Origin of the sequence: Sphingomonas sp. JC676 (genome assembly GCF_014489075.1) — a bacterium.
In the GTDB taxonomy this organism is placed as follows: domain Bacteria; phylum Pseudomonadota; class Alphaproteobacteria; order Sphingomonadales; family Sphingomonadaceae; genus Sphingomonas.
In genome coordinates this window covers 444,533-467,680 of sequence record NZ_JACTGR010000002.1, presented here as the reverse complement: position 1 = coordinate 467,680, position 23,148 = coordinate 444,533, and the positions used below count along the sequence as shown (strand labels likewise).

The 23,148-nt window shown below is 67.0% G+C and carries 21 protein-coding genes; 11 read left to right on the top strand and 10 right to left on the bottom strand.

The genetic code is table 11. The annotated features are described in order from the left end of the window. The first annotated feature begins 69 nt into the window (after positions 1–69). Positions 70–1,377 (top strand): alginate export family protein, encoded by a 1,308-nt coding sequence (locus tag IAG41_RS08975; protein ID WP_187728271.1) that lies wholly within the window; start codon positions 70–72, stop codon positions 1,375–1,377. Between the two features lie 17 nt (positions 1,378–1,394). Here the strand turns inward: IAG41_RS08975 and IAG41_RS08970 are convergent, their stop codons facing one another. Both IAG41_RS08970 and IAG41_RS08965 read right to left on the bottom strand, forming a co-directional pair. Continuing rightward, positions 1,395–2,009, bottom strand: a complete 615-nt coding sequence (locus IAG41_RS08970; RefSeq protein WP_187728270.1) for a response regulator transcription factor — start codon at positions 2,007–2,009, stop codon at positions 1,395–1,397. Then, positions 2,006–4,717, bottom strand: a complete 2,712-nt coding sequence (locus IAG41_RS08965; protein WP_187728269.1) for a PAS domain S-box protein — start codon at positions 4,715–4,717, stop codon at positions 2,006–2,008. The genes IAG41_RS08970 and IAG41_RS08965 overlap by 4 nt, the downstream gene beginning before the upstream one ends. A 233-nt stretch (positions 4,718–4,950) precedes the next feature. On the opposite strand from IAG41_RS08965, the gene IAG41_RS08960 reads away from it, so the two are divergent. From IAG41_RS08960 to IAG41_RS08950, 3 genes are all read left to right on the top strand, one after another. Further along, positions 4,951–6,357 carry an amidohydrolase gene (locus IAG41_RS08960; protein ID WP_187728609.1) on the top strand — a complete coding sequence of 469 codons (1,407 nt, stop codon included), beginning with the start codon at positions 4,951–4,953 and terminating at the stop codon, positions 6,355–6,357. After that, the gene (locus IAG41_RS08955) at positions 6,357–7,664 is read left to right on the top strand and encodes an amidohydrolase family protein (protein ID WP_187728268.1); all 1,308 of its coding nucleotides are present in this window, start codon (positions 6,357–6,359) and stop codon (positions 7,662–7,664) included. The genes IAG41_RS08960 and IAG41_RS08955 overlap by 1 nt, the downstream gene beginning before the upstream one ends. Positions 7,665–7,745: 81 nt before the next feature. Continuing rightward, a complete protein-coding gene (locus tag IAG41_RS08950) occupies positions 7,746–8,132 on the top strand; it encodes a hypothetical protein (RefSeq protein WP_187728267.1) in 387 nt (128 codons plus the stop codon). A gap of 87 nt (positions 8,133–8,219) precedes the next feature. Here IAG41_RS08950 and IAG41_RS08945 read toward each other — a convergent pair whose 3' ends face one another. Next, positions 8,220–10,673 carry a PhoX family protein gene (locus tag IAG41_RS08945; RefSeq protein ID WP_187728266.1) on the bottom strand — a complete coding sequence of 818 codons (2,454 nt, stop codon included), beginning with the start codon at positions 10,671–10,673 and terminating at the stop codon, positions 8,220–8,222. A 160-nt stretch (positions 10,674–10,833) separates the two neighbouring features. On the opposite strand from IAG41_RS08945, the gene IAG41_RS08940 reads away from it, so the two are divergent. The 3 genes from IAG41_RS08940 to IAG41_RS08930 are packed head-to-tail and all read left to right on the top strand — an operon-like array spanning position 10,834 to position 12,265. Next, a complete protein-coding gene (locus IAG41_RS08940; RefSeq protein WP_187728265.1) occupies positions 10,834–11,397 on the top strand; it encodes a hypothetical protein in 564 nt (187 codons plus the stop codon). Continuing rightward, a complete protein-coding gene (locus IAG41_RS08935) occupies positions 11,394–11,855 on the top strand; it encodes a hypothetical protein (RefSeq protein ID WP_187728264.1) in 462 nt (153 codons plus the stop codon). Before IAG41_RS08940 ends, IAG41_RS08935 begins: the two co-directional genes overlap by 4 nt. Beyond that, complete coding sequence (locus tag IAG41_RS08930; protein WP_187728263.1) at positions 11,846–12,265, top strand: hypothetical protein; 420 nt, start codon at positions 11,846–11,848, stop codon at positions 12,263–12,265. Before IAG41_RS08935 ends, IAG41_RS08930 begins: the two co-directional genes overlap by 10 nt. A gap of 10 nt (positions 12,266–12,275) precedes the next feature. Here IAG41_RS08930 and gspD read toward each other — a convergent pair whose 3' ends face one another. The 5 genes from gspD to gspG are packed head-to-tail and all read right to left on the bottom strand — an operon-like array spanning position 12,276 to position 16,567. Continuing rightward, positions 12,276–14,345 carry a type II secretion system secretin GspD gene (gene gspD / locus IAG41_RS08925; protein WP_187728262.1) on the bottom strand — a complete coding sequence of 690 codons (2,070 nt, stop codon included), beginning with the start codon at positions 14,343–14,345 and terminating at the stop codon, positions 12,276–12,278. Between the two features lie 11 nt (positions 14,346–14,356). Next, positions 14,357–15,154 carry a type II secretion system protein N gene (locus IAG41_RS08920; RefSeq protein ID WP_187728261.1) on the bottom strand — a complete coding sequence of 266 codons (798 nt, stop codon included), beginning with the start codon at positions 15,152–15,154 and terminating at the stop codon, positions 14,357–14,359. Then, complete coding sequence (gene gspI, locus IAG41_RS08915) at positions 15,151–15,609, bottom strand: type II secretion system minor pseudopilin GspI (RefSeq protein WP_316251123.1); 459 nt, start codon at positions 15,607–15,609, stop codon at positions 15,151–15,153. Before gspI ends, IAG41_RS08920 begins: the two co-directional genes overlap by 4 nt. A gap of 2 nt (positions 15,610–15,611) precedes the next feature. Further along, on the bottom strand, positions 15,612–16,091 hold the full coding sequence (locus IAG41_RS08910; RefSeq protein WP_187728260.1) for a GspH/FimT family pseudopilin: 480 nt from the start codon (positions 16,089–16,091) through the stop codon (positions 15,612–15,614). A 5-nt stretch (positions 16,092–16,096) separates the two neighbouring features. Further along, the gene (gene gspG, locus IAG41_RS08905) at positions 16,097–16,567 is read right to left on the bottom strand and encodes a type II secretion system major pseudopilin GspG (protein ID WP_262408557.1); all 471 of its coding nucleotides are present in this window, start codon (positions 16,565–16,567) and stop codon (positions 16,097–16,099) included. A gap of 45 nt (positions 16,568–16,612) precedes the next feature. On the opposite strand from gspG, the gene gspL reads away from it, so the two are divergent. The 4 genes from gspL to IAG41_RS08885 are packed head-to-tail and all read left to right on the top strand — an operon-like array spanning position 16,613 to position 20,941. Next, entirely contained in the window at positions 16,613–17,743 is a 1,131-nt protein-coding gene (gene gspL, locus IAG41_RS08900; RefSeq protein ID WP_316251122.1) for a type II secretion system protein GspL, read from the top strand. Further along, positions 17,740–18,237, top strand: coding sequence for a type II secretion system protein M (locus tag IAG41_RS08895; protein ID WP_187728257.1), 498 nt, complete (start codon positions 17,740–17,742; stop codon positions 18,235–18,237). The genes gspL and IAG41_RS08895 overlap by 4 nt, the downstream gene beginning before the upstream one ends. Beyond that, positions 18,234–19,715, top strand: coding sequence for a type II secretion system ATPase GspE (gspE, locus tag IAG41_RS08890; RefSeq protein ID WP_187728256.1), 1,482 nt, complete (start codon positions 18,234–18,236; stop codon positions 19,713–19,715). The genes IAG41_RS08895 and gspE overlap by 4 nt, the downstream gene beginning before the upstream one ends. Next, positions 19,715–20,941, top strand: a complete 1,227-nt coding sequence (locus IAG41_RS08885) for a type II secretion system F family protein (protein WP_187728255.1) — start codon at positions 19,715–19,717, stop codon at positions 20,939–20,941. Before gspE ends, IAG41_RS08885 begins: the two co-directional genes overlap by 1 nt. 21 nt (positions 20,942–20,962) lie before the next feature. On the opposite strand, the gene IAG41_RS08880 is transcribed toward IAG41_RS08885, so the two are convergent. After that, a complete protein-coding gene (locus IAG41_RS08880) occupies positions 20,963–22,375 on the bottom strand; it encodes a hypothetical protein (protein WP_187728254.1) in 1,413 nt (470 codons plus the stop codon). Beyond that, the gene (locus IAG41_RS08875) at positions 22,362–23,072 is read right to left on the bottom strand and encodes a hypothetical protein (protein ID WP_187728253.1); all 711 of its coding nucleotides are present in this window, start codon (positions 23,070–23,072) and stop codon (positions 22,362–22,364) included. Before IAG41_RS08875 ends, IAG41_RS08880 begins: the two co-directional genes overlap by 14 nt. Positions 23,073–23,148 lie beyond the last annotated feature (76 nt).

Below are 23,148 nucleotides of genomic sequence, written 5' to 3'. Positions count from 1 at the left end.
ATCAACATAGCCACCCGTTTTCTTCTTAGCGCCGCTGCCTTACCCCTTCTATTGGTGACGATTCCGGCCGTGGCGCGTCCCGAAGACGGGAAGGGCAAGTCGGACGTAAAGTTCACCATCGACGCCAGCGCCCGCGCGCGCATCGAGGCGATCGATGGCCAGTTCCGTCCGGCCACCAGCCCTGACGATGTGTTCGTCTCGTTTCGCACCACCGTCGCCGCGCGTCTTGACGTGGCTGATTTCACGCTCGGCGGCGAGATCGTCGATGCGCGCGGCTATGCGGAGAGCGACAAGTCCTCGGTCAAGACCACCGAGATCGACGCGCTCGAGCCCGTCCAGGCTTATGCGGCCTATCGCTTCCGCGATGTCGCGCAAAAGGGCGATACGCTGACCGCCACGGCCGGCCGCTTCTCGCTCGACATCGGCTCGAGCCGCCTCGTCGGGCGCACCGATTTCCCAAACACGGTGCTTTCCTATCTGGGCGTGATGGGCGAATGGCGAACCAGGGGCAAGGATCGGTTTCTGGTCTTCTGGACCGAGCCGTTCACGGCGCTGCCCGACGATGCCGGCGCCATCCATCACAACGGGTTCAAGTTCGACCGCGCCGCCGGCAACATGACCTTTTTCGGTACTAGCGGCACCGTCGCCGAGGCGTTCAAGAATGTGAGCGTCGAGCTGTACGGCTATCGCCTGGTCGAGGAGGACCGTCCCGGCCGCCTCACGCGCGATCGCCATCTCTCGACCTTCGGCACGCGCATCCGCCGCGCGCCCGCCAAGGGCAAGTTCGATTTCGAGGCTGAAGGCGCGCTCCAACGCGGCACCGCGCGCGCGACTACCGCAGCGAACGACCTCAAGGACCTCAAGGTGCAGGCGGGCTTCGGCCATGCCGAGGCCGGCTGGACCGCCGCCAAGGGATGGATGCCGCGCATCTCCGCCATGTTCGACTATGCGTCGGCCGATGGCGCCAAGTCGTCCTACGGCCGGTTCGATACGCTGTTCGGCGCGCGCCGCGCCGATTTCGGCCCGGTGGCGCTCTATGGCCCGATCGGCCGCGCGAACCTGATCTCGCCGGGTGCGCGGATCGAGGCCAAGCCGTCGAAGCGCTTCGACCTGATGGCGGCGGTGCGCGGCCTCTGGCTTGCGGATGCGACCGACGCTTTCGCGTCGACCGGTGTTCGCGACAAGACCGGGGCGTTGGGTCGCCATGCGGGCACACAGATCGAGGCGCGCGCGCGGCGTTGGCTGATCCCCGATCGGCTGCGTCTGGAGGCGGGCGGTGCCTATCTCGCCAAGGGGCGTTTCCTGCGTGATGCGCCGAATGCGCCGACGACGGGCGATACCCGGTACGGCTATATGGACCTGTCGGTCAGCTTCTGATCGGCTAGCTGCCGGGCTCAGGCCTTCGGGAAGAGTCCGGCAGCAAAGGCGATGCGCAGCGCTTCGGAAAGGCTGCGCACTTCCAGCTTTTCCATCAAATTGGCGCGATAGATCTCCACCGTGCGCGGGCTGATATCCAGCTCATAGGCGATGATCTTGTTCGAGCGGCCCTCGATCAGCCCCTTCAGCACATCGGTCTCGCGCGGCGAGAGCTTGGCGATCTTCGCCTCGGCCGCGCCGATCCGCGCCGCGGCCTGACTATCCTCCTCCAGCCGCGAAAAGGCGGTGTCGACGAGCTGCATCAGCGTCTCCGCCTCATAAGGCTTCTCGACGAAATCCAGCGCCCCCGCCTTCATCGCCTGCACCGCCAGCCCGACATTACCCTGGCCGGTAAGCACGATCGGCACGAAATGCGGGCTGGAGCTCAATGCGTTGAGCACGTCCAGCCCAGTCGATCCCGGCATATGGAAATCGAGCAGCAGGACGCCCGGATCGAGCTCCTTGACCTGCTCCAGAAAGGCGTCTCCCGAGCGATATCCACGTACCGCCAGATCGCTTCTGACGGAGAGGAGGCTGTGCAGCGAAGCGCGGACGGCGTCGTCATCATCGACGATGTAAATGGCTCTTGTCATTCAACTCCACCCTCTTCGACGGCGGGCAGAGTGAAGCGGAAGGATGCTCCACCCCCGGTCTGATTTTCAGCGCTCAGCGTACCCCCGTGCGCTTCGATGATACGCTTACTGATTGAAAGTCCAATACCCATTCCGCCACCGCTTCCTTTTGTGGTCGTGAAGCGTGAAAACAATGTTTCCAATACATGTTCTGGCAGGCCGGGTCCGGAGTCCGTGACGGCGATCTCCACCATCTGGCCGGGATACTTGCACGAACTGATAGTAATTTGCCTTTCGGTGCGACCCGATCCGCGCAGTGCTTCCATCGCATTGCGCAATAGGTTCACCAGAACTTGCTGGACCTGGATCCGATCGGCCAGGATGAAGCGCGCTTTAGGATCGAGCTGATAATTGACCCGCGTGTTGAACTGCCCGGTGCCCACCAGGATCAATTCCACCGCGTCGCGCACGGTCCGTTCGACCGATTCAACGCGCATCTCCACCTCGCCGCGTGCCATGAAGGCGCGCAAGCGGCGGATGATCTCGCCCGCGCGCTGCGTCTGCTCGATCGCCGTGCGTAGCAGCTCGGACACTTTCTCCACGGGTTCTCCCCGTTCGAGCAGCATGCGCGCGGCGGCCAGGAAATTGGACGTCGCGCTGAGCGGCTGGTTGAGTTCGTGCGCGAGATCAGCGGCGAGCTCGCTCATCGCGCTCTGCCGCGAGACATGGGCGATTTCGGAACTCAGCTCGCTGAGCCGCTCCTCCGTGGCTATGCGATCGGTCAGGTCGCGGATGAACACCGTAAGCAGTGTCTGTCCGTCGCTCTGGGCCACGCCGGCGCGCCCCTCCAGTGGGAAACGCCGCCCGTCAGCGGTCTCACCGGTACCCGTCAGCACCTCGCTGGCGATGCCTCCGCGCCTTTCGAGGAACCGGTGAAGTATGGCTTCGCTCGCCGCGCGGCTATCCGCCGGCGAGAGCATCGTGAAGTTCTGGCCGATGACCTCGGCGGCACGATATCCCCACAGGACTTCCGCGGCCGTGCTGAACTGCAGGATCGTGCCGCCGTCGTTGATCACTACCATCGCATCGGGCACGGTTTCCAGCACGGTGCGCAACTGGGCTTCCCGACGCCGCAGCGCCGCCTCGCGTTCCTCGCGCTCAGTGATGTCCAGGATCACGCCGACGGTACGCATCAGATTGCCCTGTTCGTCGTAAAAGGCCCGCGAAGACCCTTCCACGGCGCGCACGCCTCCGTTGGAGTGGAGGAAGCGATAGCGGAAGCTGAATTTCTCCGCGCGGTTTGCCACTGTGCGGGCGATGGTATCCACGACATCGTCGACGTCGGACGGCTCGACCTGCGAGCGCCAGCTCTCGAAATCCCCCAGCGAGCCCGGGACCAGGCCCAGGCGCTGCTCAGTGCCGGGCGACCATTCGATGCGGCCGGTGACGACATCCCACTCGAAAACCCCGAGTTCGTGCGCACCCGCCGCGAGCGCGAGTCGCTCCTCGCTGGTCCGGAGCGCGCGCAAAGCCGCAACACGCTGCGATACGTCGGTGATGCTGTGGACGAGCAGCGGCTCGCGATGCGGGCTCGTGACGCGATTGACCCGTTCGAGGACGCAGATCTCTACCCCGTCCTTGCGGATTTCGATCAGTTCTTGCGCATCGCCCGCGGTTTGCCTGGGTTGGTCGCCGCTCGAATCATAGCAGCGCGAGCGCAGCAGCATGTATTTGCGCTGTCCCTGCGCCTCCGCGGGGGTCCAGCCATAGAGCTGCTGGCACCCGAGCGACCAGTGGAGGATTCGCCCCTCCAGATCGGTCAGCACCACGGTGGTGTAGTCGAGAGCGTGACTTAGCTCGGCCATCGCCTCCTGCTCGCGCGCGACGCGTGTCACCGCCCAATAGGCAATGAACGAAACGACCATGAGGTTGAACGAGACGATCAGCAGCCCGCTCGCCGTTGGCGACAGCATCGCATGGCGGACGACAAGCAATTCCATCAGCGCCGGGATGATCGGGAGCACGACGCCGCACGCAATCAGCATCCGCACCAGCCGTGGGTTCTTGCGGCTGACCTCAACCAGCCGAGTCCAGCTCTGGCTCTTCTGCAGAAACAGGAAAGACGTCGCCAGCGACATCGCCGAGACTGCGGCAGGTAGCGAGATGTGCAGGATCTGCGGGCTGGTGATGTCCTCGTTGGAGAGCAGGATCATCGCTGCGGCGGCGGCTGAAAGTCCGAGCACGACCACTGCGATCAGACTGGCGATCTCCGAGGGCACGGGCGTGCGTCCCCTTGCGCTGTACGCGGCGGTAGTGAGCAGCAGGAAGTTGACAACTGCATTGGCCCCGGGGCGGCCCGGGTGAACGAACGGATAGTCGGTGAGCTGTGCGCCGAACAGCACGCGGTCCATGCCGATATCGATGCCGGTCACCGATTGAAAGATCGCCAGCGCGGCGAGGACTAGCGGCACCGCCAGACAAATCGCGGCCATGGAACGCCAGCCGAAGATCGTTGCGAGATAGCCGAGCGAAAGGAACGCATAGCCGGTCGCGGTGAGCGGCCAGACGGGATAATCGTCGAAGCCGAAGCTGCGCACGTCCGGCAGGTCGAACAACCAGCCCGCAAGTGCCGACAGACTGCACGAAAGCGCCAGCACGGCGAACGCCGCGGGGACCGTCTTTGCACTGTACGCTGGGCTTTCACCCGCCGCACGAAGTTCATTGTACACGCGCAAACTACCTGCCCCTGCACAGGTGAAAGCCGAGGCCCATAAGCGGCGATAGCATCACCTAATTTTGCGTGGAAAGCCATAGCTCCAAACCGGGATCATCTCCCAATGACTTTTATTACGGAGGCGTTTCGATCACGGGTCGGTCCCGCTTGCCAAAAGGCCCGGTTCCCGCGACACCGCTGCCCACCAAAAGAGAATCAGGGAAGGAGTCGCGGTTGATCCGGTCGATCTTGGTCGTAGGAGCTTGTGCGTGGCTGGCGGCCTGTGCCGCCGATGGCGGAGGCAAGGCGCGGACCGCTTCATCGGAGCCTGCGAGCGCCGCTCCCGGCAAGGGCAAGGGCTATTCGCACGATCCCTATCCCTCGACCTATCGCGTCTATCCCGGCGTCCCGACGCTGGTGACCAATGTCACCGTGCTCGACGGCGAAGGCGGCAGGGTCGACAAGGGATCGGTGCTGTTCCGCGACGGCAAGATCGTCGCCGTGGGACAGGAGCTGACTGCCGACGCCGGCACCAAGGTGATCGACGGCACGGGCAAGTACGTCACGCCCGGCGTGATCGATATCCATAGCCATATGGGCGACTATCCCGTGCCGGGCGTCGATGCGAATTCCGACGGCAACGAGATGACCTCGCCTGTCACCGCCGAAGTCTGGGCGGAGCACAGCGTCTGGCCGCAGGACCCGGCCTTTTCGCGCGCGCTCGCCAATGGCGGCGTGACCACGCTCCAGATCCTGCCGGGCTCGGCCAATCTGTTCGGCGGCCGCTCGGTCGTAGTGAAGAACGTCTATGCCCGCACGATGCAGGGGATGAAGTTTCCCGGCGCCCCCTATGGCCTCAAGATGGCCTGCGGCGAGAACCCCAAGCGCGTCTATGGCTCCAAGGGCCGTGCGCCCTCCACCCGGATGGGCAACATCGCGGTCGATCGCCAGACCTGGGCGCGCGCGGTCGAGTATAAGCGCCGCTGGGACAAATATGAGGAAAAGGGTGGCGAGCCGCCCGCGCGCGACCTGCAGATGGATACGCTGCGCGGCGTCCTCGAAGGCGAGATCCTAGTCCAGAACCATTGCTACCGCGCCGACGAGATGGCCGTGGTCATGGATATGGCCAAGGAGTTCGGCTACCACGTCTCGGCGTTCCACCACGCGGTGGAGGCCTACAAGATCGCCGATCTGCTCAAGGCCAACAACACCTGCGCCGCGGTCTGGGCCGATTGGTACGGCTTCAAGATGGAAGCCTATGACGCGATCCCCGAGAACCTCGCCATCTTGGAGAAGGAAGGTGCGTGCGCGATGATCCATTCGGATGACGACAACGGCACGCAGCGGCTGAACCAGGAAGTCGCCAAGGCGCGCGCTTCGGGCATCAAGGCGGGTTTCCCGATCTCCGAGGAGACGGCGTGGAAATGGCTGGCGATCAACCCTGCCAAGGCATTGGGCATCGCCGACAAGACCGGAAGCCTCAAGCCCGGCAAGATGGCCGATGTCGTGCTGTGGAACGGCAATCCGTTCAGCGTCTACACCCGTCCGCAGATGGTGTGGGTGGATGGCGCGCTGATGTACGACGCCGCCGATCCCAAGCGCCGCCCGGTATCCGATTTCGAGCTCGGCCAGCCGGGCGAGGGGGACGTGAAGTGATGAAGACGCTGCTCCTTGGCGCCGCCTGCCTGGCCGCGCTTGCTACCCCCGCCGCGGCCCAGGATGTCGCGATCACCAACGCCAAGCTCGTGATCGGCGATGGCTCGGCACCGGTCGATGGCGGCACCGTCGTCGTGCGTGGCGGCCGGGTCGTCGCCGCGGGGGCCGGCGTCGCCGTGCCCGCCGGCATGCGCGTCGTCGATGCCGGCGGCCGCTGGGTATCGCCCGGCATCTTCGCCGGCTTCACGCGGATGGGGATCATCGAGGTCGACGGGGTGTCGACCACCAACGACGCTTCGGCCGGCAGCTCGCCGTTCAACGCTGCGCTCGATGTCGCGCCCGCGGTCAATGCGCGCACCAGCACGATCGCGATCAACCGCGCCGAGGGGATCACCCGTGCCGTGGTCGCGCCCGAGACGAGCAAGGGTTCGATCTTCGCAGGGCAGGGCGCGGTGATCGATCTCGGCACCGACATGGATCCGGTCTCCAAGCCGCGCGCCTTCCAGTTCATGGAATATGGCGAGAATGGCGGCCAGCAGGCCGGCGGTAGCCGCCCGGCGGCCTATGCCATGCTAAAGAACGCATTGTTCGAGGTGCGCGACTATGTTCGCAGCCCCGCAAGCTTCGCCGATCGCGGCAAGGATGCGCTGCTGACCCGTGCCGATGCCGACGCACTGTCCGGCGTGGTGCAGGGTAGGGTGCCGCTGCTCGTCCATGTCGAGCGCGGTTCGGATATCCTGGTGCTGCTTGCGCTCAAGCGCGAGATGCCGGCGCTGCGGCTGGTGTTGGTCGGCGCGACCGAGGGCTGGACCGTGGCGAAGGAGATCGCGGCGGCAGGAGTGCCGGTGATCGCGACCGCACTCAACGACCTGCCGGACTCTTTCGAGCAGCTTGCCGCCACCCAGTCGAATATCGGCCGGATGAAGGCGGCGGGCGTGCTCGTCGGGATCGGCACGATCGGCCAGGACGAGGCGCGCCAGGCACGCTGGGAGAAGCAGTTCGCGGGCAACCTTGTGGCGCTAACGCGCGTGCCGGGGGCGACCGGGCTCGATTGGGGATCGGCCTTTGCAGCGATCAGCTCGAGGCCGGCCGAGGCGATGGGGATGGGCGCAGATTTCGGCTCGCTCAGGCCCGGCCGACATGGCGACGTTGTGATCTGGGACGGCGATCCGCTCGAGATCGGCAGCGTGGCGACTTCGGTGTTCATCGACGGCGTCGAGCAGCCACTGGCGAGCCGTCAGACGCGCCTGCGCGAGCGCTATTGGAATCCGAAGGAAGGCGATCTGCCCAAGGCCTATCAGCGCTGAGGTCGGGCGGGAACTTCGCTCCCGCCACGGCATTGCTGGAAGTCAGGGCGCGGATTCGTGCCGGCGATGGGAGAGACGGATATGAAGCCTATTATCCTGCCGATGCTCGCTGCGGCAGCACTGCTCGGCGCGTGCCAGCCCGTCGCCGAGAAAGAGGCGAATGTGACTGTCACGGCCGAGGCCAATGGAGACGAGGCGGTCGAGACGAACGCGACCGACAACGTGGCGGAACCGGCCAACGTCACCGCGACGGTGCTGGCGATGAACGACCGCACGCGTAACGTCGTCTTCATCCGCGCGCTGCTTGATGCCGGGATTCCCTGCGACGGCGTGGAATCGTCGGTGCGGCTGCCCGATCGCGACGGCAAGCCGTTGTGGCGCGCGAACTGCACCGGAAACGGCGGCAGCCACATGATTCAGATCACGCCCGACGGCACAGCCAACATCGTCAGCCGCACCGATCGCTGATGCCCCGCGCTTCGGCGGGTTGCGGAACTTAGGGCACAAAAAAGGGAGGTTCCGAAAGGAACCTCCCCCTTAGTTCACCGAAAGAAATCAGAGGCCGACGACACCGCCGTCGTTCTTGGTGATGATGACGATCGCCGAACGCGGGCGGACGGTCGCACCCGCGGCACCCGCCTGGCTGTCCGGCCAGTGGCTGGTGGGTGCCGCGGCGTTGCCGAGCTCGCCCGGATGCTGGATGCCGACGAATAAGGTGCGGCCGTCGGGCGTCGAGTCCACGCCGGTGATCTCGCTCTCGAGCGGACCGACCAGGAAGCGCTTGAGGTTCGCGCCCGGCGCCGCACCGACACGGGTCGCCTGCGTGAACGAAGCGCCGCCGGTGACAGTGTTGGTGACCGTGCGCGCGCCGCCGTCGCCGACGGCGCCCGGCATCGCCGCAAGCATCATGCAGTTGGTCACGTCGGTGAACGCGCTGTCGTCGGTCTGGAGCCACATCAGCGGCTTGACCAGGCCACCAGCATGGGTGGTGCGGGCGAACGCCATGCCGTCCGGGCTCGACAGATCGTTGTCGGTGGTCAGACCCGAAAGGTTGATGTTGGTCGCGTCCAGATCCGAGCCCGAGCCGAACACATAGATGTCCCAGGTGAAGGCAGTCGCCTCGGTCGTATTGCCCGTCTCCTTGAGGCGGACGATATGGCCGTTGCGATTGCTAACCGACGTGCTGGGCGGATCGATATAGGCGCGCGGATTGGCCGCGTCGGTGTTGGTCGGCGTGCGCGTCGAATTGTTGGTGAGCGTCAGATAGACTTCGCCGTTGACCGGGTTGACCGCGGTCCATTCCGGACGATCCATCTTGGTCGCGCCCAGCGCGTCCGCCGCCAGGCGGGTGTTGACCAGGATGTCGACCTGGCTGGCGAAGGGATAGGCGGCGTTCGAGGCGTCGAGCGGCGCCGTGCCATAAACCATCGGCAGCCACTGGCCGCTGCCGTCTGAGTTGAACTTGGCGACGTAGAGGGTGCCGGCGTCGAGATACTTGTCGCCGATCGCGAGGCGGTTGGCCGAGGTCGCGTCCGCAGCGACCCAGGGCGTCGCCGAGACGAACTTGTAGAGATACTCGTTCACCGCGTCGTCGCCCATGTAGAAGGCAGGTTTCTTGCCTTCGACGAACGCACCCGGCCAGCAGCCCTCATGACCCATGCGGCCCAGCGCGGTGCGCTTGCGCGGCGCCGCGGTGGGGCTGTACGGATCGATCTCGACCACCCAGCCAAACTGGTTCGGCTCGTTGCGGAAATCGTCGAGCGCGGTCGCGCCGGTCGCGCGCGCGTCCCAGCGGCGGAACAGCGTGTTGGTCGCATCGGCCGGAACCACCGTCGACCAGCCAAAGCTGCCAGTAGCGCTGGTCACGCCGTAGCGGGCAAGCGCGGTCACCTCCTTCGCGGTACGGGCGGCATTGTCGCCGCTGCGGCGGAAATAGCCGGCCCAATTCTCTTCACAGGTGAGGTTGGTGCCCCAAGGCGTGGCGCCGTTGGCGCAATTGTTGACCGTGCCGCGGCCGTCGGTGCCGGCGGGCGAGAACGGCGTCTTGAGGAAGTCCGAACCCTTGACCGGCCCGTTGAACACCATCGGCGTGCTCGGGGTGATGCGGCGGTTGAAGGTGCTCGCGGGAACATAGGCCCAGGCGCGGTTCGCACCTTCGGCATATTCGATCACGCTCACGCCGTGGCACTCGATCTCCTTGAGCGCCTCGCCCTCGGGGCGGATGCCGCCCGGCTGGGTGGCGCCGGCGACGTGGAGATAGGGCTGATTGATATTCTCGTGGTTCTGCACGATCAGGCCGCGGGCCGAGCTGGTCTCGTCCCGGGCGCCGATGGCGCTCAGGCCGAACCAGCGCATGGCATCGCCATGGTCGCCGATGCGCTGCGCGAAATTGGTGTCGGTGCCGTCATTCTTGTAGGCGGCGACGCCGGTCGCGATCGGATCGCCGAGGCGCGCGCCGATCTGCACGGTGTAGCCGGCAGGGACGGTAACGACGTCGAGCTTGTTCTTGGCGACCGCGGTGAAGCCCATCGCCGACGGGTTGACGGTGACGGTAGTGGTCGCCGTCGCGGAGTGACCGGTATTGTCGGCCGCCGCGAACTGAAAGGTAAGCGTGGTCGCGGCCGCAACGGCAGGCGCCATGAAGGTCACCGTGTTGCCCGTGCCGTTGAGCGTCACCGCGGTGCCGCTGGTCTGCGTCCAGGTGACTGCGCCGATCGAGCCGTCGTCGGTGGCGGTGCCGGTGAGGGTCACGAGGCGGCCCGAATTGGTCGTCGCGGCGGCGCCGGCGCTCACGGTCGGCGCGGCGTCATTGTTGAAATCGGCGTTGCTGTCGCAAGCTGCGAGCACGGAGCCACCCATCGTTGCGGCAACGATCGCGCTCGATCCGCGCAGCATCTGGCGGCGCGAGAAACGCTCGTCGGCGAGCGCGTTGAGCGTGGGGCCGGTGCTGGTGTTGGTGTCGACGTCGCCATCGGTATAGCCGAAGCGCGTCTCGATCAGGTCGGTCATGATTTCCCCCTGGAAATATCCGAGTCAGCACGACCCGGTCCGTCTTCCCTTGGGAGGGCTGGTTTACGCCATCATGCGATAGGCGTGGCGGGACCGTGACTCTTCAGGGACCGATATGTGACGCTTTGCCCTGCGCCGCGGCAGCGGTTAAGCGGCAGGCATGGACGCGGGAAAGCCCGATCGGGTTGAGAACGAACGTCGGGGCCGCAGCCTTGCCGAAGGGTTGCGCGCCGCAGCACGGGGCTGGCGCGGCCGCGGGTCGGCATCACGGGTTACCCCGACGACGCCGTCGCCGATCGGACGGCGCACCGCCGCGATCGTCGCGTTGCTGATCGCCGCCGGGCCGCTGGTCACGCTGCTGGGCGCCGAGATTCTGGCCGCGCGGGCGCGATCCGAAGCCGCCGGGCTGAACGCCCGGCTCGCACCGCGCGCAGCGGCGGAGCGGACCGCGGAAGGGGCGCGGACCGAGATGCGCGCCGCGGCCACCGGCCCAATGCTGGGCGTCACGCTGGAGGCGATCGCCCGGGCGCTCCCCGCCAATGCGAACGTGCTTCGTGCCGAACGGACCCGCGACGGCGCAGTCGAACTCGAAGTCTCGACGCCCGATCCCGATCAGCTCCGGCCGGCGCTGCGTACGCTTCCGGGGATCGGGACGTTCCGCAACACTGGGCAGCGCCAGGGCGAAACGGGCATGGTCGCGTCGTTTCGGGCAGAACGGCCATGAGATTTCCGCCGCTCGCTTATGGCGCCGCGCTGGGGCTCGTGCTCGCCCTGTTGATCGCCCCGTTCGCCGGCACGGCGCTCGGCAAGTTGTCGGTCGCGCGCGCCGAACGTGATGCGCTGGCCGCCGCCGCCAAAGCGCCGCCGGGGAATGTCGCAGTCGTGGCGCCAGGGCTCGCGATGCCAGTGCAGGACGCCGCGGCCGCCCGCGCGTCGATCATGAATCGAGTCCAGGCACTCGCCAAGGCAGGCGGCGTGCTGGTCGAGGAAAGCAGTGCGGTCGAAGTCCCCTCCGGCCTCGCCATGCTGCGCATCCGCGTCTCTGGTGCGGAAAAGGCCGTGGTCGCGCTCGCCGACGCGCTCGAGCGCGGTCGACCGCTGATCCGCCTGCGCAGCTGGCAGCTCGTGCCGATTCCGGGCGGGGTAAGGCTGACCGGAGAGGCGGTGGCGGCATGGCAGTGATCCGGCCCGACCGCCTCGCACTGGTTGCCGCGGGAGCTCTCGCGATTGGTTTCCCCGTCGCGCTGTTGCCCGCGTGGCACGCAGTTCCGGTGAAGAAGCAGACGCCCAGGCCAGTGCCGGTCGCCGCCGAAGCCGCACCGCCGCCACTCGCCGCCATCTACGAGCGCCCGCTGTTCGGCAACGCAGTCGTGGAGGCCGGGGAGGCGCCTGCCGACGCGCCGCAGCTTGCCGGTATCGTCGGGCGGCTGGGCGGCGATGCGGTGGCGCTGGTCCGCACCAGCGACGGCACCACGCGCGCGCTGCGCATCGGCGAAAGCGTCGATGGCTGGCAACTCGTCTCGCTGGCGATCGACGCCGCCTTCTTTGCGCGCGGCACCCAGCGGGTGCGTGTACCGCTTCCCGCGGGCTAGAGCCGATACGCTAGTAGATCCCGTCGATCTCCACCGTCAGCCGCGGCGTCGGGGGAGCCAGCAACAGGCTCTTGCGCTTGGTATTCTCGATCTCGTCGGCGCGCAGCCGGGCATAGCGATCCCTGGCAGCGGCGGCGGCATCGGCGCCGTCGCGCAGGATCGTCGGCTTGAGGAAGATGAACAGCGTGCGCTTCTGGTGCTGCTCGCGGCGGCTCTTGAAGAGTTCGCCGATGATGGGGATGTCGCCCAGGATCGGCACCTGCTGGCGTCCGTCCTGATAATCGTCGCTGATCAGCCCGCCGAGCACGATAGTCTGGCCATTGTCGGCCAGCACGGTCGTGTTGATCGCGCGGCGATTGGTGACCAGGTCCGACGCGGCGGCGGTCTGCGCGGCGGCGATCGAAGAGGCTTCCTGGTTGACCTGAAGCCGGATCGTGTCGCCGGCGTTGATGCGCGGCAGGACGCGCAGCGTGATGCCCACATCCTTGCGCTCGATCGTCGTATAGGGGTTCACCGTCGTCGAATTGGTCAGCACCGAGCCCGTGATGAAGGGTACGTTCTGGCCCGAGACGAACTCGCCCGCCACATTGTCGAGCACCGTGATCTGCGGCGTGGAGAGCAGGTTGGCGCGGGTCGAGGTGCCGAGCGCCTGGACGAGGATGGAGAAATCGTCGCCGATCTTGATGTTGCCGGTGAAGCCAGTGCTCAACAGCGAGCCGGCGGGTACGCCGAGCGCCTTCAGGATCGTGCCGAGCGAGGTTCCCGCCTGGTCGAACGAAGTTCCCGCGCCCCCCTGGCCGAGCACTGCGCCGCTGGTGCCGAGCTGGACGCCGAGCGCTTCGGCATCGTCGCCGGTGATTTCGGCGATCGCGGCTTCGATCAGCACCTGCGGGCGGCGCACGTCGAGATCGGTGATCAGCGTCTCGATCGAGGCGATGGCGGCCGGCGTGCCGCGCACCACCACTGCGTTGAGCTCGGGCGCGGGCTGGACGGTGAGATCGGGGGTGACGAAGCCTTGTGGCGTCGGCGCCGGGGAGTTGGTCATTTGCGGCTGGGTCGGGTTGGCGCTGTTGCCGGTGTTGCCGATGCTCCCCCCCGTCGTAGAGCTGCCGCCGCCGGTCAGCGACGAGATGCCCTGAGACTGCGCGCTCAGCCGCGCGAAGGGGTTGCCGCTGCTTTCGGACAGGCTGCGCGCGATCGGATTGTCGGCGCTCTCGCCCTGGCCCAGCACGCCGCGCAGCACCTCGGTGACGGTCTCGGCATCGGCATAGTTGAGGCGGAACATGCGCGTGATCGGCGTGGCGCCGCCGGGCTGGTCGAGCGAAGTCGCGATCTTGCGCGCCTCTGCTACCGCCGCGGGGGTGCCGCGGATTATCACCGTGTTGCTGCGTCCGTCCGCCGCGACGCGCGCGCCGGTGCCGTTCTGGCCGCCCTCGCCGAGCACGTTCTGGAGCGCCTGGGCGACATCGGCGGCGTTGCCGTTCTTGAGCACGATCGTCGCGAAGGTGGCGCCGCTGCCGCCGTCGAGCTGGCGGGCTATCGCCTCGATCCGGCGGACATTGTCGGCATAATCGGTGACGACGATCGCATTGGGGCTCGTCATCGGCTCGACGCTGCCGAAGGTCGCAACGAGGGGCCGCACGACGCGGGCGACATCGGCCGAGGGCACGTTCGCCAGCCGAACCATGCGGGTCACCAGCTCCTGGCCTGCGGCGCCGCGGCTCGGCACGCCGCCGTCGCGCACGGCATTGGCCGCGGGCACGATCCGCCATGCCCGGCCCGAGCGCACCGCGGAGAAGCCGTTGGCGCGCAGCACCGACTGGAACAGCTCCCATACGCCCGCAGGAGTCAAAGGTGTCGCCGAAGTTACCGTCACCACGCCCTTGACCGCGGGATCGAGGATCAGCGTGCGGCCGGTGATCCGCGAGATCTGGTCGGCCACATCGGCGATCTCGACGCCGCGCATGTTGATGACGACATCGCCCGCATCCTGCGCCACAGCGGTCTGCGCAAGCGCGATCAACGGGTCGAGCGCGGTCGAGGCGAGCGCGAGACAGGCGAGGGCGGAGCGAATCTTCACTGTTTTCTCTTCTATCGGAGCGGCACGGTAAGCGTGAGCCGCTTTCCGTCGCGGAGGATCTGGATCTGGGCCGTGCCGCTTGCCTGCGCGGCGGCGAAGGCGGCGTTGGCGGCTTGCGGGTCGTTGAGCGAGGTGCCGTTGACCGACTGGATCACATCGCCCGGGACCATGCCCGGCGGGCCGTTGTCGCCGATGCGATAGCCGCCGCTGGTCGGCGTCGCGTCGAACCGCTGGAGCGCCGCGGCGGTGTTGCCCGGAGGCGGACCGGGGGGCGGGGGCGTCACGGCACCGGTGACCGCCTGCGGTGCAGGTGCGGCAGGCGCCTGTGCGGCTGCTGCCTGGCGCTGCTCGGGCGAGAGCGTCGGATCGGGGAAGGCGAGGAATTCGCTGCGTCCGCCGTTCAACAGGATCACGCGGTCGCGGAGGATCGACTGAATCGTCGCCCCGCTCACCGCTTCGCCTACGCGGAACGGCTGGGCGGGCTGGCCGCCGACCGCGATGAAAGCGGTCGAAAGCTCCATGGGGACGGCGGCGACGACACCCTTCAGCTCCAGCGGCAGCCCCGTCGGCTGGTTCGCGTCGGCCAGCGCCGCCTTGCCGAACGGGGCGAGCGCGATGGCGGCGGCGATATCGGGTGGCACAATGGGGCCGCTGCGACCCGAAGGGACGGTGATCGCGCCGGTTCCGGCATGGCCGGCGATTCGCCAGGTGAGACCGGCGAGCGCCACCGCGACCGATACGACGACGGCGCCGGTCAGCAGATCGAGCGCGGTGCGCGCCTGGCGCGGCGTGAGGTTGAGGCCGGTCATCCCTTGCGTCCGTCCACGAACCCATCGAGCGATGCAAGCGGTGTCGTCTCGTTGGCGGCGAACACGTTGATCCGCACGCGCTCGATCTCGGGATCGTCGGTGCGGCGCCGTTCCACCGCGACGCGCCAGCGCTGACCCATCATCTCGACCAGCTCGCCTGCGCTCGACTGCGGTCCGATCTCGAGCTCGGCGAGACGATTCTCCGCCACCCACATCGCGGCCGCGCGTCGTTCGAGCCCGCGGGTCGAATCGATATGCGATTCGACCGTGCGCATCAGCCCGACCGTGGCGATGGCCAACACCACGAGCGCGACCATCGCCTCGATCAAGGAGAAGCCGCTCTCGTCCGACTGGACGAGGGCGCCCCTGCGGAAGCAGGGGTCCAGAGTCGCGGGGGGGGCGCTTGTAGCCCTGGGCTCCTGCTTTCGCAGGAGCGCGGCAAGAATCAAACGCACCTTCACTTCGCCGGCGCCCGAATCGCGGCGGCGGTCATGCCGTCATAGGTGACCATCCAGCGCTGTGATCCGCTCTCGATCGTCGCGGACATCGGCTTGCCCGAACCGTCCACCCCCAGCACCACCGGGGGCCGCGCGCTCAGCGTCATCGTGATGCCGGTGGGCAGGCGGTGGAACCCGAGCGCATCGTCGGTGCGCGCCACGATGCTTCCGTCCGCGCCGATCGTCGCAAAGCCATAGCCGTGCTTCTCCACGGTGAAGGCGATCGTCCGGTCGCCGAGCATCGCATCGTCCGCCGCGGCCTGGAGTCGCGTCGCCAGTCGCCGGGCCTCGGTCTCGACCGAAGGCGCGCGCGTCGCAGCGCCGATCCCCAAAGTTGTCGCGCCCGCGGCGACGCCGATGATCGCGAGCACGATCAGCATCTCGATCAGCGTCAGTCCGGCCTCGGAAGGGCGGCGTACGGAGCTGCCGATCCCCCGCATTTCGATCAACCCTTGCCGTCGATATCGGCGTCGACGCCTTCGCCGCCGGGTTTGCCGTCCTTGCCGAGTGATTTGATCGTGAAGCCACCGCCTTCCGATTTATATTCGTACGGACGGCCCCAGGCGTCGAGCGGTGGCGCGGAGAGATAGCCGCCCTGCGGGAAGCTGGAGGGGACGGGCGGGGTGGTCGATTTCTCGATCAGCGCCTTCAGGCCCTGCTCGGTGGTCGGGTAATCGCCATTGTCGAGCCGGTACATCTTGAGCGCGCCCGAGATGCTGGAGATGTTGCCCTTGGTGGTGGTCGCCTTGGCTTCGTCGGGCCGGCCGATCACGTTCACGGTGATCAGACCCGCCACGACGGCGATGATCACCAGCACGATCATCATCTCGATCAGGGTCAGGCCGGCCTCGCCATCGGGCACGGCCCGGTGCTTGCTTGTGCCGCCAAGCGGTGCGATGTCACTAAACTGTTTCAAAACTATGCGCATCCCAACCCCATGCGTTCTGCCCATGAAGCTTATGTGACACCCTCATCCAACACCATCAATGCGTCAGAGGGGCAGGAGCCGCGCGCCGCGGGCGTGTGGACGCTGGCGGGCGACCGGCTGATCATAGCCGAGCCCGACGGCCTCGCAACTATTCTCGTTCCCACCGAGCAGGTGCGCCTGCTTGCGGTCGACCTGCCGCTGTCCAGCCGCGCCAAAAGGTTGGAGGCATTGCCCTTCGCGATCGAGGATTTGATCGCCGAGCCGGTCGAATCGCTCCATCTCGCGCTCGGCGAGGAAATTGCTCCCAAGCGCTACCTGGTCGGCGTGGTCCGGCATGACGTGATGGAGCGCTGGGTCGACCTGGCCGATGCCGGCGGGCTGGGCCAGGCGGCGATGGTGCCTGATGCGCTCGCGCTGCCCATTGCCGACGAGGATAATTGGTCGGCTGAGATTCGGGGCAGCCGTGTAGTCGTTCGCACCGACGAAGGCGGATTCGCTGGCCCCTTACCGCTGCTTCGCGCTGCGTGGGAGCAGGCACCGGATAAATCAGATCTGGATGTCACCATTGCGGGCGACACGCCGCCCGAGGGCGAGCTTCCTAACGGCTGGACGGTCCACGGTCCTGGTTATGACCCGGCCGCAACGCTTGAGAATATTGCGCGTTCGCCGCTCAACTTGCGCCAGGGCCGCTATGCGGTTCGTCGCGCTGGGAATTCGACCTTCTGGCGCCGGCTCGGCTGGATCGTTGCAATCGGCGCGGTGGCGCATACCGCGATCGCCTTTGCGGACACGATGATGCTCCGTTCGATTGCCGATCGCCGCGGCGCCGAGACGCTGGCCGCTGCCACGCTGGCGGCGCCGGGCGCCGATCTGAGCGGCGACTTGAAGGCGACGATCCCCGATCTGCTGCCCAAGGGGGGATCGAAGGCGCCCGACGCCTTCCTGCCGCTGCTGACCCGCATCTCGGGCGCGCTCCAGCCGCTCGGCGGATCGCTCAGCGTCCGGCAAATGGCGTTCGAGGGCAACACGCTGACGATGGACGTGGACAATACCGATCCCAGCCTTGCCGCGCGGATCGACGCGGCGTTGCGCGGCGCGCAGGTGCGGGCCACCGCAACCCGCTCGCCCGACGGCTCGATCCGGATTACGGCGAGTGCGGCATGAGCGTGATCCGTACCCATCTGCCCGCGCTCGACGCGGCGCTGACCCGCTTCAACGACTGGTGGAGCGGCCGCAGCAGCCGCGAACGGCTGATGCTCGGCGTGCTGGCCGCGCTGCTGGCGGGCGTCGTGCTGGTCTTCGGCGTGATCAAGCCGCTCCAGTCGGCGCGCGCCCAGGCGCTGTCGGACATCCGCACCTATGAGACGCTCACCGCGCGTATCCGCGCCGCGGGCACGCTGGGCGCTCCGACGACGCCGCGCCGCCAGGGGCCGCCGGCAGAGGTGGTGAGCAGCTCCGCGACCAGCTTCGGCCTCGTCGCCGCGCCCGAGGCGATTCCCGGCGGCGTCCGCGCGACAGTCGCCGATGGTACCTATGAATCGCTGATGGCCTGGCTTGCCGACCTCAGCGCGACCAGCGACCTGCGCGTCCGCCGTCTCTCGATCCAGCGCCGCCCGACCGCCGGCCGCATCTCCGCATCGGTGGATTTCGCGCAATGACCGATACGCTGATCCTCGACGACGTGCCGGCGACGCTTCCCTACAGCTTCGCGCGGCGGAACGGCGTGCTGCTGCGGCAGGGACCGGACGGCGTGGAATGCGTCCACCGCGCTGGCGCCGCGCTCGACGGGCTGCTCGAGGTTCAGCGCATCGCCCCCGGCGCGCGCTTCGTCAGCGTCGCCGACGATGTCTTCGATGCCGCGCTCGGCGTGGCCTATAGCGGCGCGGGTGCTGCCGCCGATATCGACCTCGGTGACATGGACCTGGCCGCGCTGGCGGACAGCGCCGCCTCGATCGACGACCTGCTCGACACCCGTGACGACGCGCCGGTCATCCGCCTGATCAACGCGCTGCTGCTCGAAGCGGTGAAAGAAGGCGCATCGGACGTCCATATCGAGACGCAGGAGAAGCGCTTGGTCGTGCGGTTCCGCGTCGATGGTGTGCTGCGCGACATGATCGAGCCGCCGCGCGCGCTCGCGCCGCTGCTCGTCAGCCGTATCAAGGTGATGGCGAAGCTCGACATCGCTGAGCGCCGCATTCCGCAGGACGGCCGCGTGACTTTGCGGATCGGCGGCCACGATGTCGACGCGCGCGTCTCGACGATCCCGACCCAGCATGGCGAGCGGGTGGTGATGCGCCTCCTGGAGAAGGGCTCGCTGCGGCTCGACATGGAAGTGTTGGGCATGAGCGAGCGCGACCGGGGCGTGTTCACGCGCCTGCTCGAGCGCCCGCACGGGATGGTGCTGGTCACCGGGCCGACCGGTTCGGGCAAGACGACCACGCTCTACGCCGCGCTCAACCGGCTCAACGATCGCAAGCGCAACATCATGACGGTGGAAGATCCCATCGAATATGAGCTTGCCGGCATCGGCCAGACCCAGGTCAATCCGCGTACCGAGCTGACCTTCGCGCGCGGGCTGCGCGCGATCCTGCGTCAGGACCCGGACGTGATCATGGTCGGCGAGATCCGCGACCAGGAGACCGCGCAGGTCGCGGTCCGCTCGTCGATGACGGGGCATTTCGTGCTCTCGACGCTGCATACCAACAGCGCCGTCGGATCGGTGACGCGGATGATCGACATGGGGGTCGAGCGCTATCTGCTCGCTCCGATGGTGGTTGGGCTGGCGGCGCAGCGGCTGGTGCGGAGGCTCTGCCCGAGCTGCCGGCGCGAGGATGTCGCGACCGAGGCGGATTCGCTGCTGCTCGGCGGCGCGATCGAGCTGGGCACAAAGCTGTGGCGCGCTGTGGGCTGCGCCGAATGCCATGATGAGGGCTATCGCGGCCGCGCCGGTATCTACGAAGTCGTCGCGGTGGACGACATTTTCCAGAAGCTGATCCATGACGGCGCTTCCGAAGCCGAGCTCGAGAAGCAGGCGCGCAAGGCCAATCCCAGCCTGCTCGACGACGGCATCGACAAGGTCCGGGCGGGCGTCACCACGGTGGAGGAGGTCGCGCGCGTCGTGCGCGACGAAGCCTGATGCCCGCTTATGCCTATCGCGCCGCCGATCGCAGCGGCGCGTCGAAGAAGGGGATCATCGAGGCGTCCAGCCCCTCAGCCGCGCGCGCTCTGCTGCGCGAGCAGGCGCTGCTGCCGCTCTCGGTGGAGGTGGCCTCTGAGCGCGGCCGGTCGTTCGGTTCGATCAAGCTGCCGCGCTTCGGCAGGGGATCGATCAGCCCCCGCGCGCTGGCAACCATCACCCGCCAGATCGCCACGCTTGTGGGTTCCGACATCGCGATCGAGGAATCGCTGCGCCTGGTTGCCACCCAGTCCGAGCAGCCTGCGACCAGCTCGCTGCTGCTCGACGTGCGCGGCGCGATCCTCGACGGGCGCAGCTTCGCCACGGCGCTGGGGGCGCATCCCAAGGCGTTTCCCGAATTCTACCGCGCCTCGGTTTCCGCCGGCGAGGCATCGGGCAAGCTCCCCGACGTGCTCAACCACCTCGCCGAGTTCGTCGAGAACCGGCAGGCCAACGGCCAGAAGCTCCAGCTCGCCTTGCTCTATCCGGCACTGCTGGCTTTGGTGTCGTTCGGCATGATGGTGATGCTGTTGGTCTATGTCGTGCCGGATATCGTGAAGGTGTTCGTGTCACGCGGTGCGGACTTGCCGCTGTTGACGCGAGCCTTGATTGCGATCAGCGGCTTCCTCCAGAGTTTCGGGCTCTACCTGATCCTCGCGATCGCGATCGGAATCTTCGCGTTCGGCCGCTGGTCGCGCGTGCCCGAGAACAAGCTGCGCGTGCATCGTTTCTTCTCGGAGCGCCGCCCGTTCCGCCGCTTCAGTCGCCAGCTCAACGCCGCGCGCTTCGCCGGCAGTCTTGCCACACTGGTAGGCAGCGCCGTGCCGCTGGTCGATGCGCTCAATGCCGCTGCGGCGGTGACTCCCAACCATTGGGTGCGGCAAAAGGCGTTCGGCGTCGCGACGCGCGTCCGCGAGGGCATTTCGCTTCGCGCGGCGATGCAGGAGGCGGGTGTGTTCCCTTCGATGCTCGTCGCGATTGTCGCCTCGGGCGAATCGAGTGGCAGGCTCGCCCCCGCGCTTGGCCGTGCCTCGGGCGAGCTCGAGCGCGAATTGGACGCGCTGGTCTCGACCCTGGTCGCGCTGGTCGAGCCGCTGGTGCTGCTGGTGATGGGCGGGCTGGTGCTGATGATGGTGCTCGCGATCCTGCTGCCGATCATCAACCTCAACAATCTCGTCGGGATGTAGGCGGGCTGTGGAGAGACCGATTTAGCGGCAATCCGATGGCGGCGGTTCGCCAGGCACATATTTGCTGATCTGGACCGCGCCGGAGGAGGGCGGCGGCGGGCAATGCCCTTCCGTGGACAGGAACCATTGGTCGAAATCGGCCTGGAGCTGATCGATCGGCCCCATCTCGGCGGCAACCGCTCCCAGCGTTGCCTCCGCGGGGCTGACACCCTCTTGCGGCTGAAGCGCCTGGACGCGCGCGAATACCCTTGCGAGCTTGCCCTTGTCCTGCAGATAGAGCGCGAAATAGCGCGACACCGCGAATTGTACCGTGATCGCCTGGGTCGAAGGCGGGGGACCGTCATATTCGAAGCGCTCGCTCGGCGTGTCGCTCACATACCAGTTGGCGGTCAGCACGTCCCGGAGAAGCGGCCGCTGCTCCCAGAACCGAAGCAGGATGGGACCCCGCCAATTGCGCACCCCGCGTACTTGCGCGCCCTTGATCTCCGATACTTCATACAGGCCCGCGACGCCCTCATCGAGCCATTGCGGAATGTCGCCGAAGGTCGACCGCACGACGAGATGGAAAAGTTCGTGGAACAGCGTTCCGATCGAATCGCCGGGGATCAGCGCCACCGCTGACTGGTCGTCCTGAAACGTATAGCCGATCGTTGCCGGGCTGACGTCGAGTCCGTGCAGGTTGCGGGCGGCGTCGCGAAGGTCGCGCTGATCGGGGACGAGATAGAGGGTCAGATAGTTCCGCGGAAGATGGATGCCGTAACTCCGGTCGAGAAAGGCGAGATAGGTATCCAGCCGCTTGGCGATCCCGTCCAGCTGGGCATTTGTCTGGCCGGAGGTGGTCACGAACGCGAAGCGCGAAACGACGTACAGCTTGGCGCCCGACGGCATTACGGGCGTCAATGCCGCTCGGATCGCGGCCGGATTACCGACCGGCACCAGTCGCCGCGCCAGGGCTTCGGGATCGACGGTGCCGAGCGGTTTCGCGGAATAGGTCGCGACCGGCTCTCCGGCTTTCTCCAGATAGTACATTTTTCCCTGCGCCCATGACCCCGCCGTCGTCTGCAGCGCGGCAGACGCGATCTTGTTTGCCAGTGCGGGCATCGCGCCGGTACCGCGGCACAGATCATGCTCGCGCAGCAACAGGGCGCGGCTCGCGGGCGCCAGCGAGTAGCGATTCAATGCCCAGTCGAGGAAGCTCAGACCCCAGGCGCGCCGCCCTGGCGTACGGCAGCCGCCCGTGCCGATCATATAGTCGATCTGCGCCGTGCGAGTCGCCGTGCGGCCACGGAAGTCGAACAATATCTGGCTGGCAGCGGGATAACGCTGCGCGAGCCACTCGCTCTTGCCCCTGGCATAGGACGGGTCGGTTGGCGCGGCATGTACGACCGTGCCGAGGGCGACCAGCGCACATGCAGCGAATTTAATGCGGCGCATCGTTCGTGTCCGGCTTGGGTTTGATCGGGGGCGGCGGGGTCGCTCCGGGGTCTTCTGGGGTTTCGCCCTCCTCCTGCATCGCAGCGGGGGCAGGCATTGCCGACGGTGCGAGGGCTGGCAAATAGACCGGAGCGTCGGAGGTCCCGTATTTGAAGTTCGCCGTCAGCGTGACCAGCATCAGCGCGGTCCCCAGCACGGCGAGCACGATGCCGGGGGACGATGTCGCCAGCGTCGCTTTCGCGCCCGCCGCTTCACCGCCCAACTGGGTCTGCGCTTCGCTCAACTTGGTGAGGATGAACAATGCGCCCATGAAGGTCAGGATCATGCCCGTGACGAAACCGATGTGACGCGTCCAGGCGCGCATCAGCAGCGTCGAATTGACCTGGGCATAACGGTGACGGACGACATCGGCCTCGAGCACGACCATCGTCTTCCAACGCAGCAATTCGGTTGCCTCTAGCGCCGGCAGTTTTGCTGCCCGCGCATCGATCTGCTTGAGCGTAGTCTCCAGCTGGGTGTCCGGCGTGAAGGCCACCGCTTCATTGAGGCGGCCAAGCTGGATGAAGGTCGAGATAAAGAAGAAGAGCGCGAGCAGGGCCACGCCGCCCAGAACAAAGGGCAGAAGACGCTGCTGCCAGCGCCAGATGCGAGCGCTTTCGCGCGCGGCCTCGATTTGCGTCGGATCGCTCGTCGCCACCTCCTAAGCCCGGAGGAGCATAGCAGATTTTGAAGATTATGGCATAGTTACGCGGCTTGTTCGCGACCTGGCGCTT

Coding starts and splice junctions, on each gene's coding strand:
- IAG41_RS08970 (WP_187728270.1), bottom strand. CDS start 2,009: ATGACAAGAGCCATTTACATCGTCGATGATGACGACGCCGTCCGCGCT.
- IAG41_RS08955 (WP_187728268.1), top strand. CDS start 6,357: ATGAAGACGCTGCTCCTTGGCGCCGCCTGCCTGGCCGCGCTTGCTACC.
- IAG41_RS08950 (WP_187728267.1), top strand. CDS start 7,746: ATGAAGCCTATTATCCTGCCGATGCTCGCTGCGGCAGCACTGCTCGGC.
- IAG41_RS08945 (WP_187728266.1), bottom strand. CDS start 10,673: ATGACCGACCTGATCGAGACGCGCTTCGGCTATACCGATGGCGACGTC.
- IAG41_RS08940 (WP_187728265.1), top strand. CDS start 10,834: ATGGACGCGGGAAAGCCCGATCGGGTTGAGAACGAACGTCGGGGCCGC.
- IAG41_RS08935 (WP_187728264.1), top strand. CDS start 11,394: ATGAGATTTCCGCCGCTCGCTTATGGCGCCGCGCTGGGGCTCGTGCTC.
- IAG41_RS08930 (WP_187728263.1), top strand. CDS start 11,846: ATGGCAGTGATCCGGCCCGACCGCCTCGCACTGGTTGCCGCGGGAGCT.
- IAG41_RS08920 (WP_187728261.1), bottom strand. CDS start 15,154: ATGACCGGCCTCAACCTCACGCCGCGCCAGGCGCGCACCGCGCTCGAT.
- IAG41_RS08910 (WP_187728260.1), bottom strand. CDS start 16,091: ATGCGGGGGATCGGCAGCTCCGTACGCCGCCCTTCCGAGGCCGGACTG.
- IAG41_RS08895 (WP_187728257.1), top strand. CDS start 17,740: ATGAGCGTGATCCGTACCCATCTGCCCGCGCTCGACGCGGCGCTGACC.
- gspE (WP_187728256.1), top strand. CDS start 18,234: ATGACCGATACGCTGATCCTCGACGACGTGCCGGCGACGCTTCCCTAC.
- IAG41_RS08885 (WP_187728255.1), top strand. CDS start 19,715: ATGCCCGCTTATGCCTATCGCGCCGCCGATCGCAGCGGCGCGTCGAAG.
- IAG41_RS08880 (WP_187728254.1), bottom strand. CDS start 22,375: ATGCGCCGCATTAAATTCGCTGCATGTGCGCTGGTCGCCCTCGGCACG.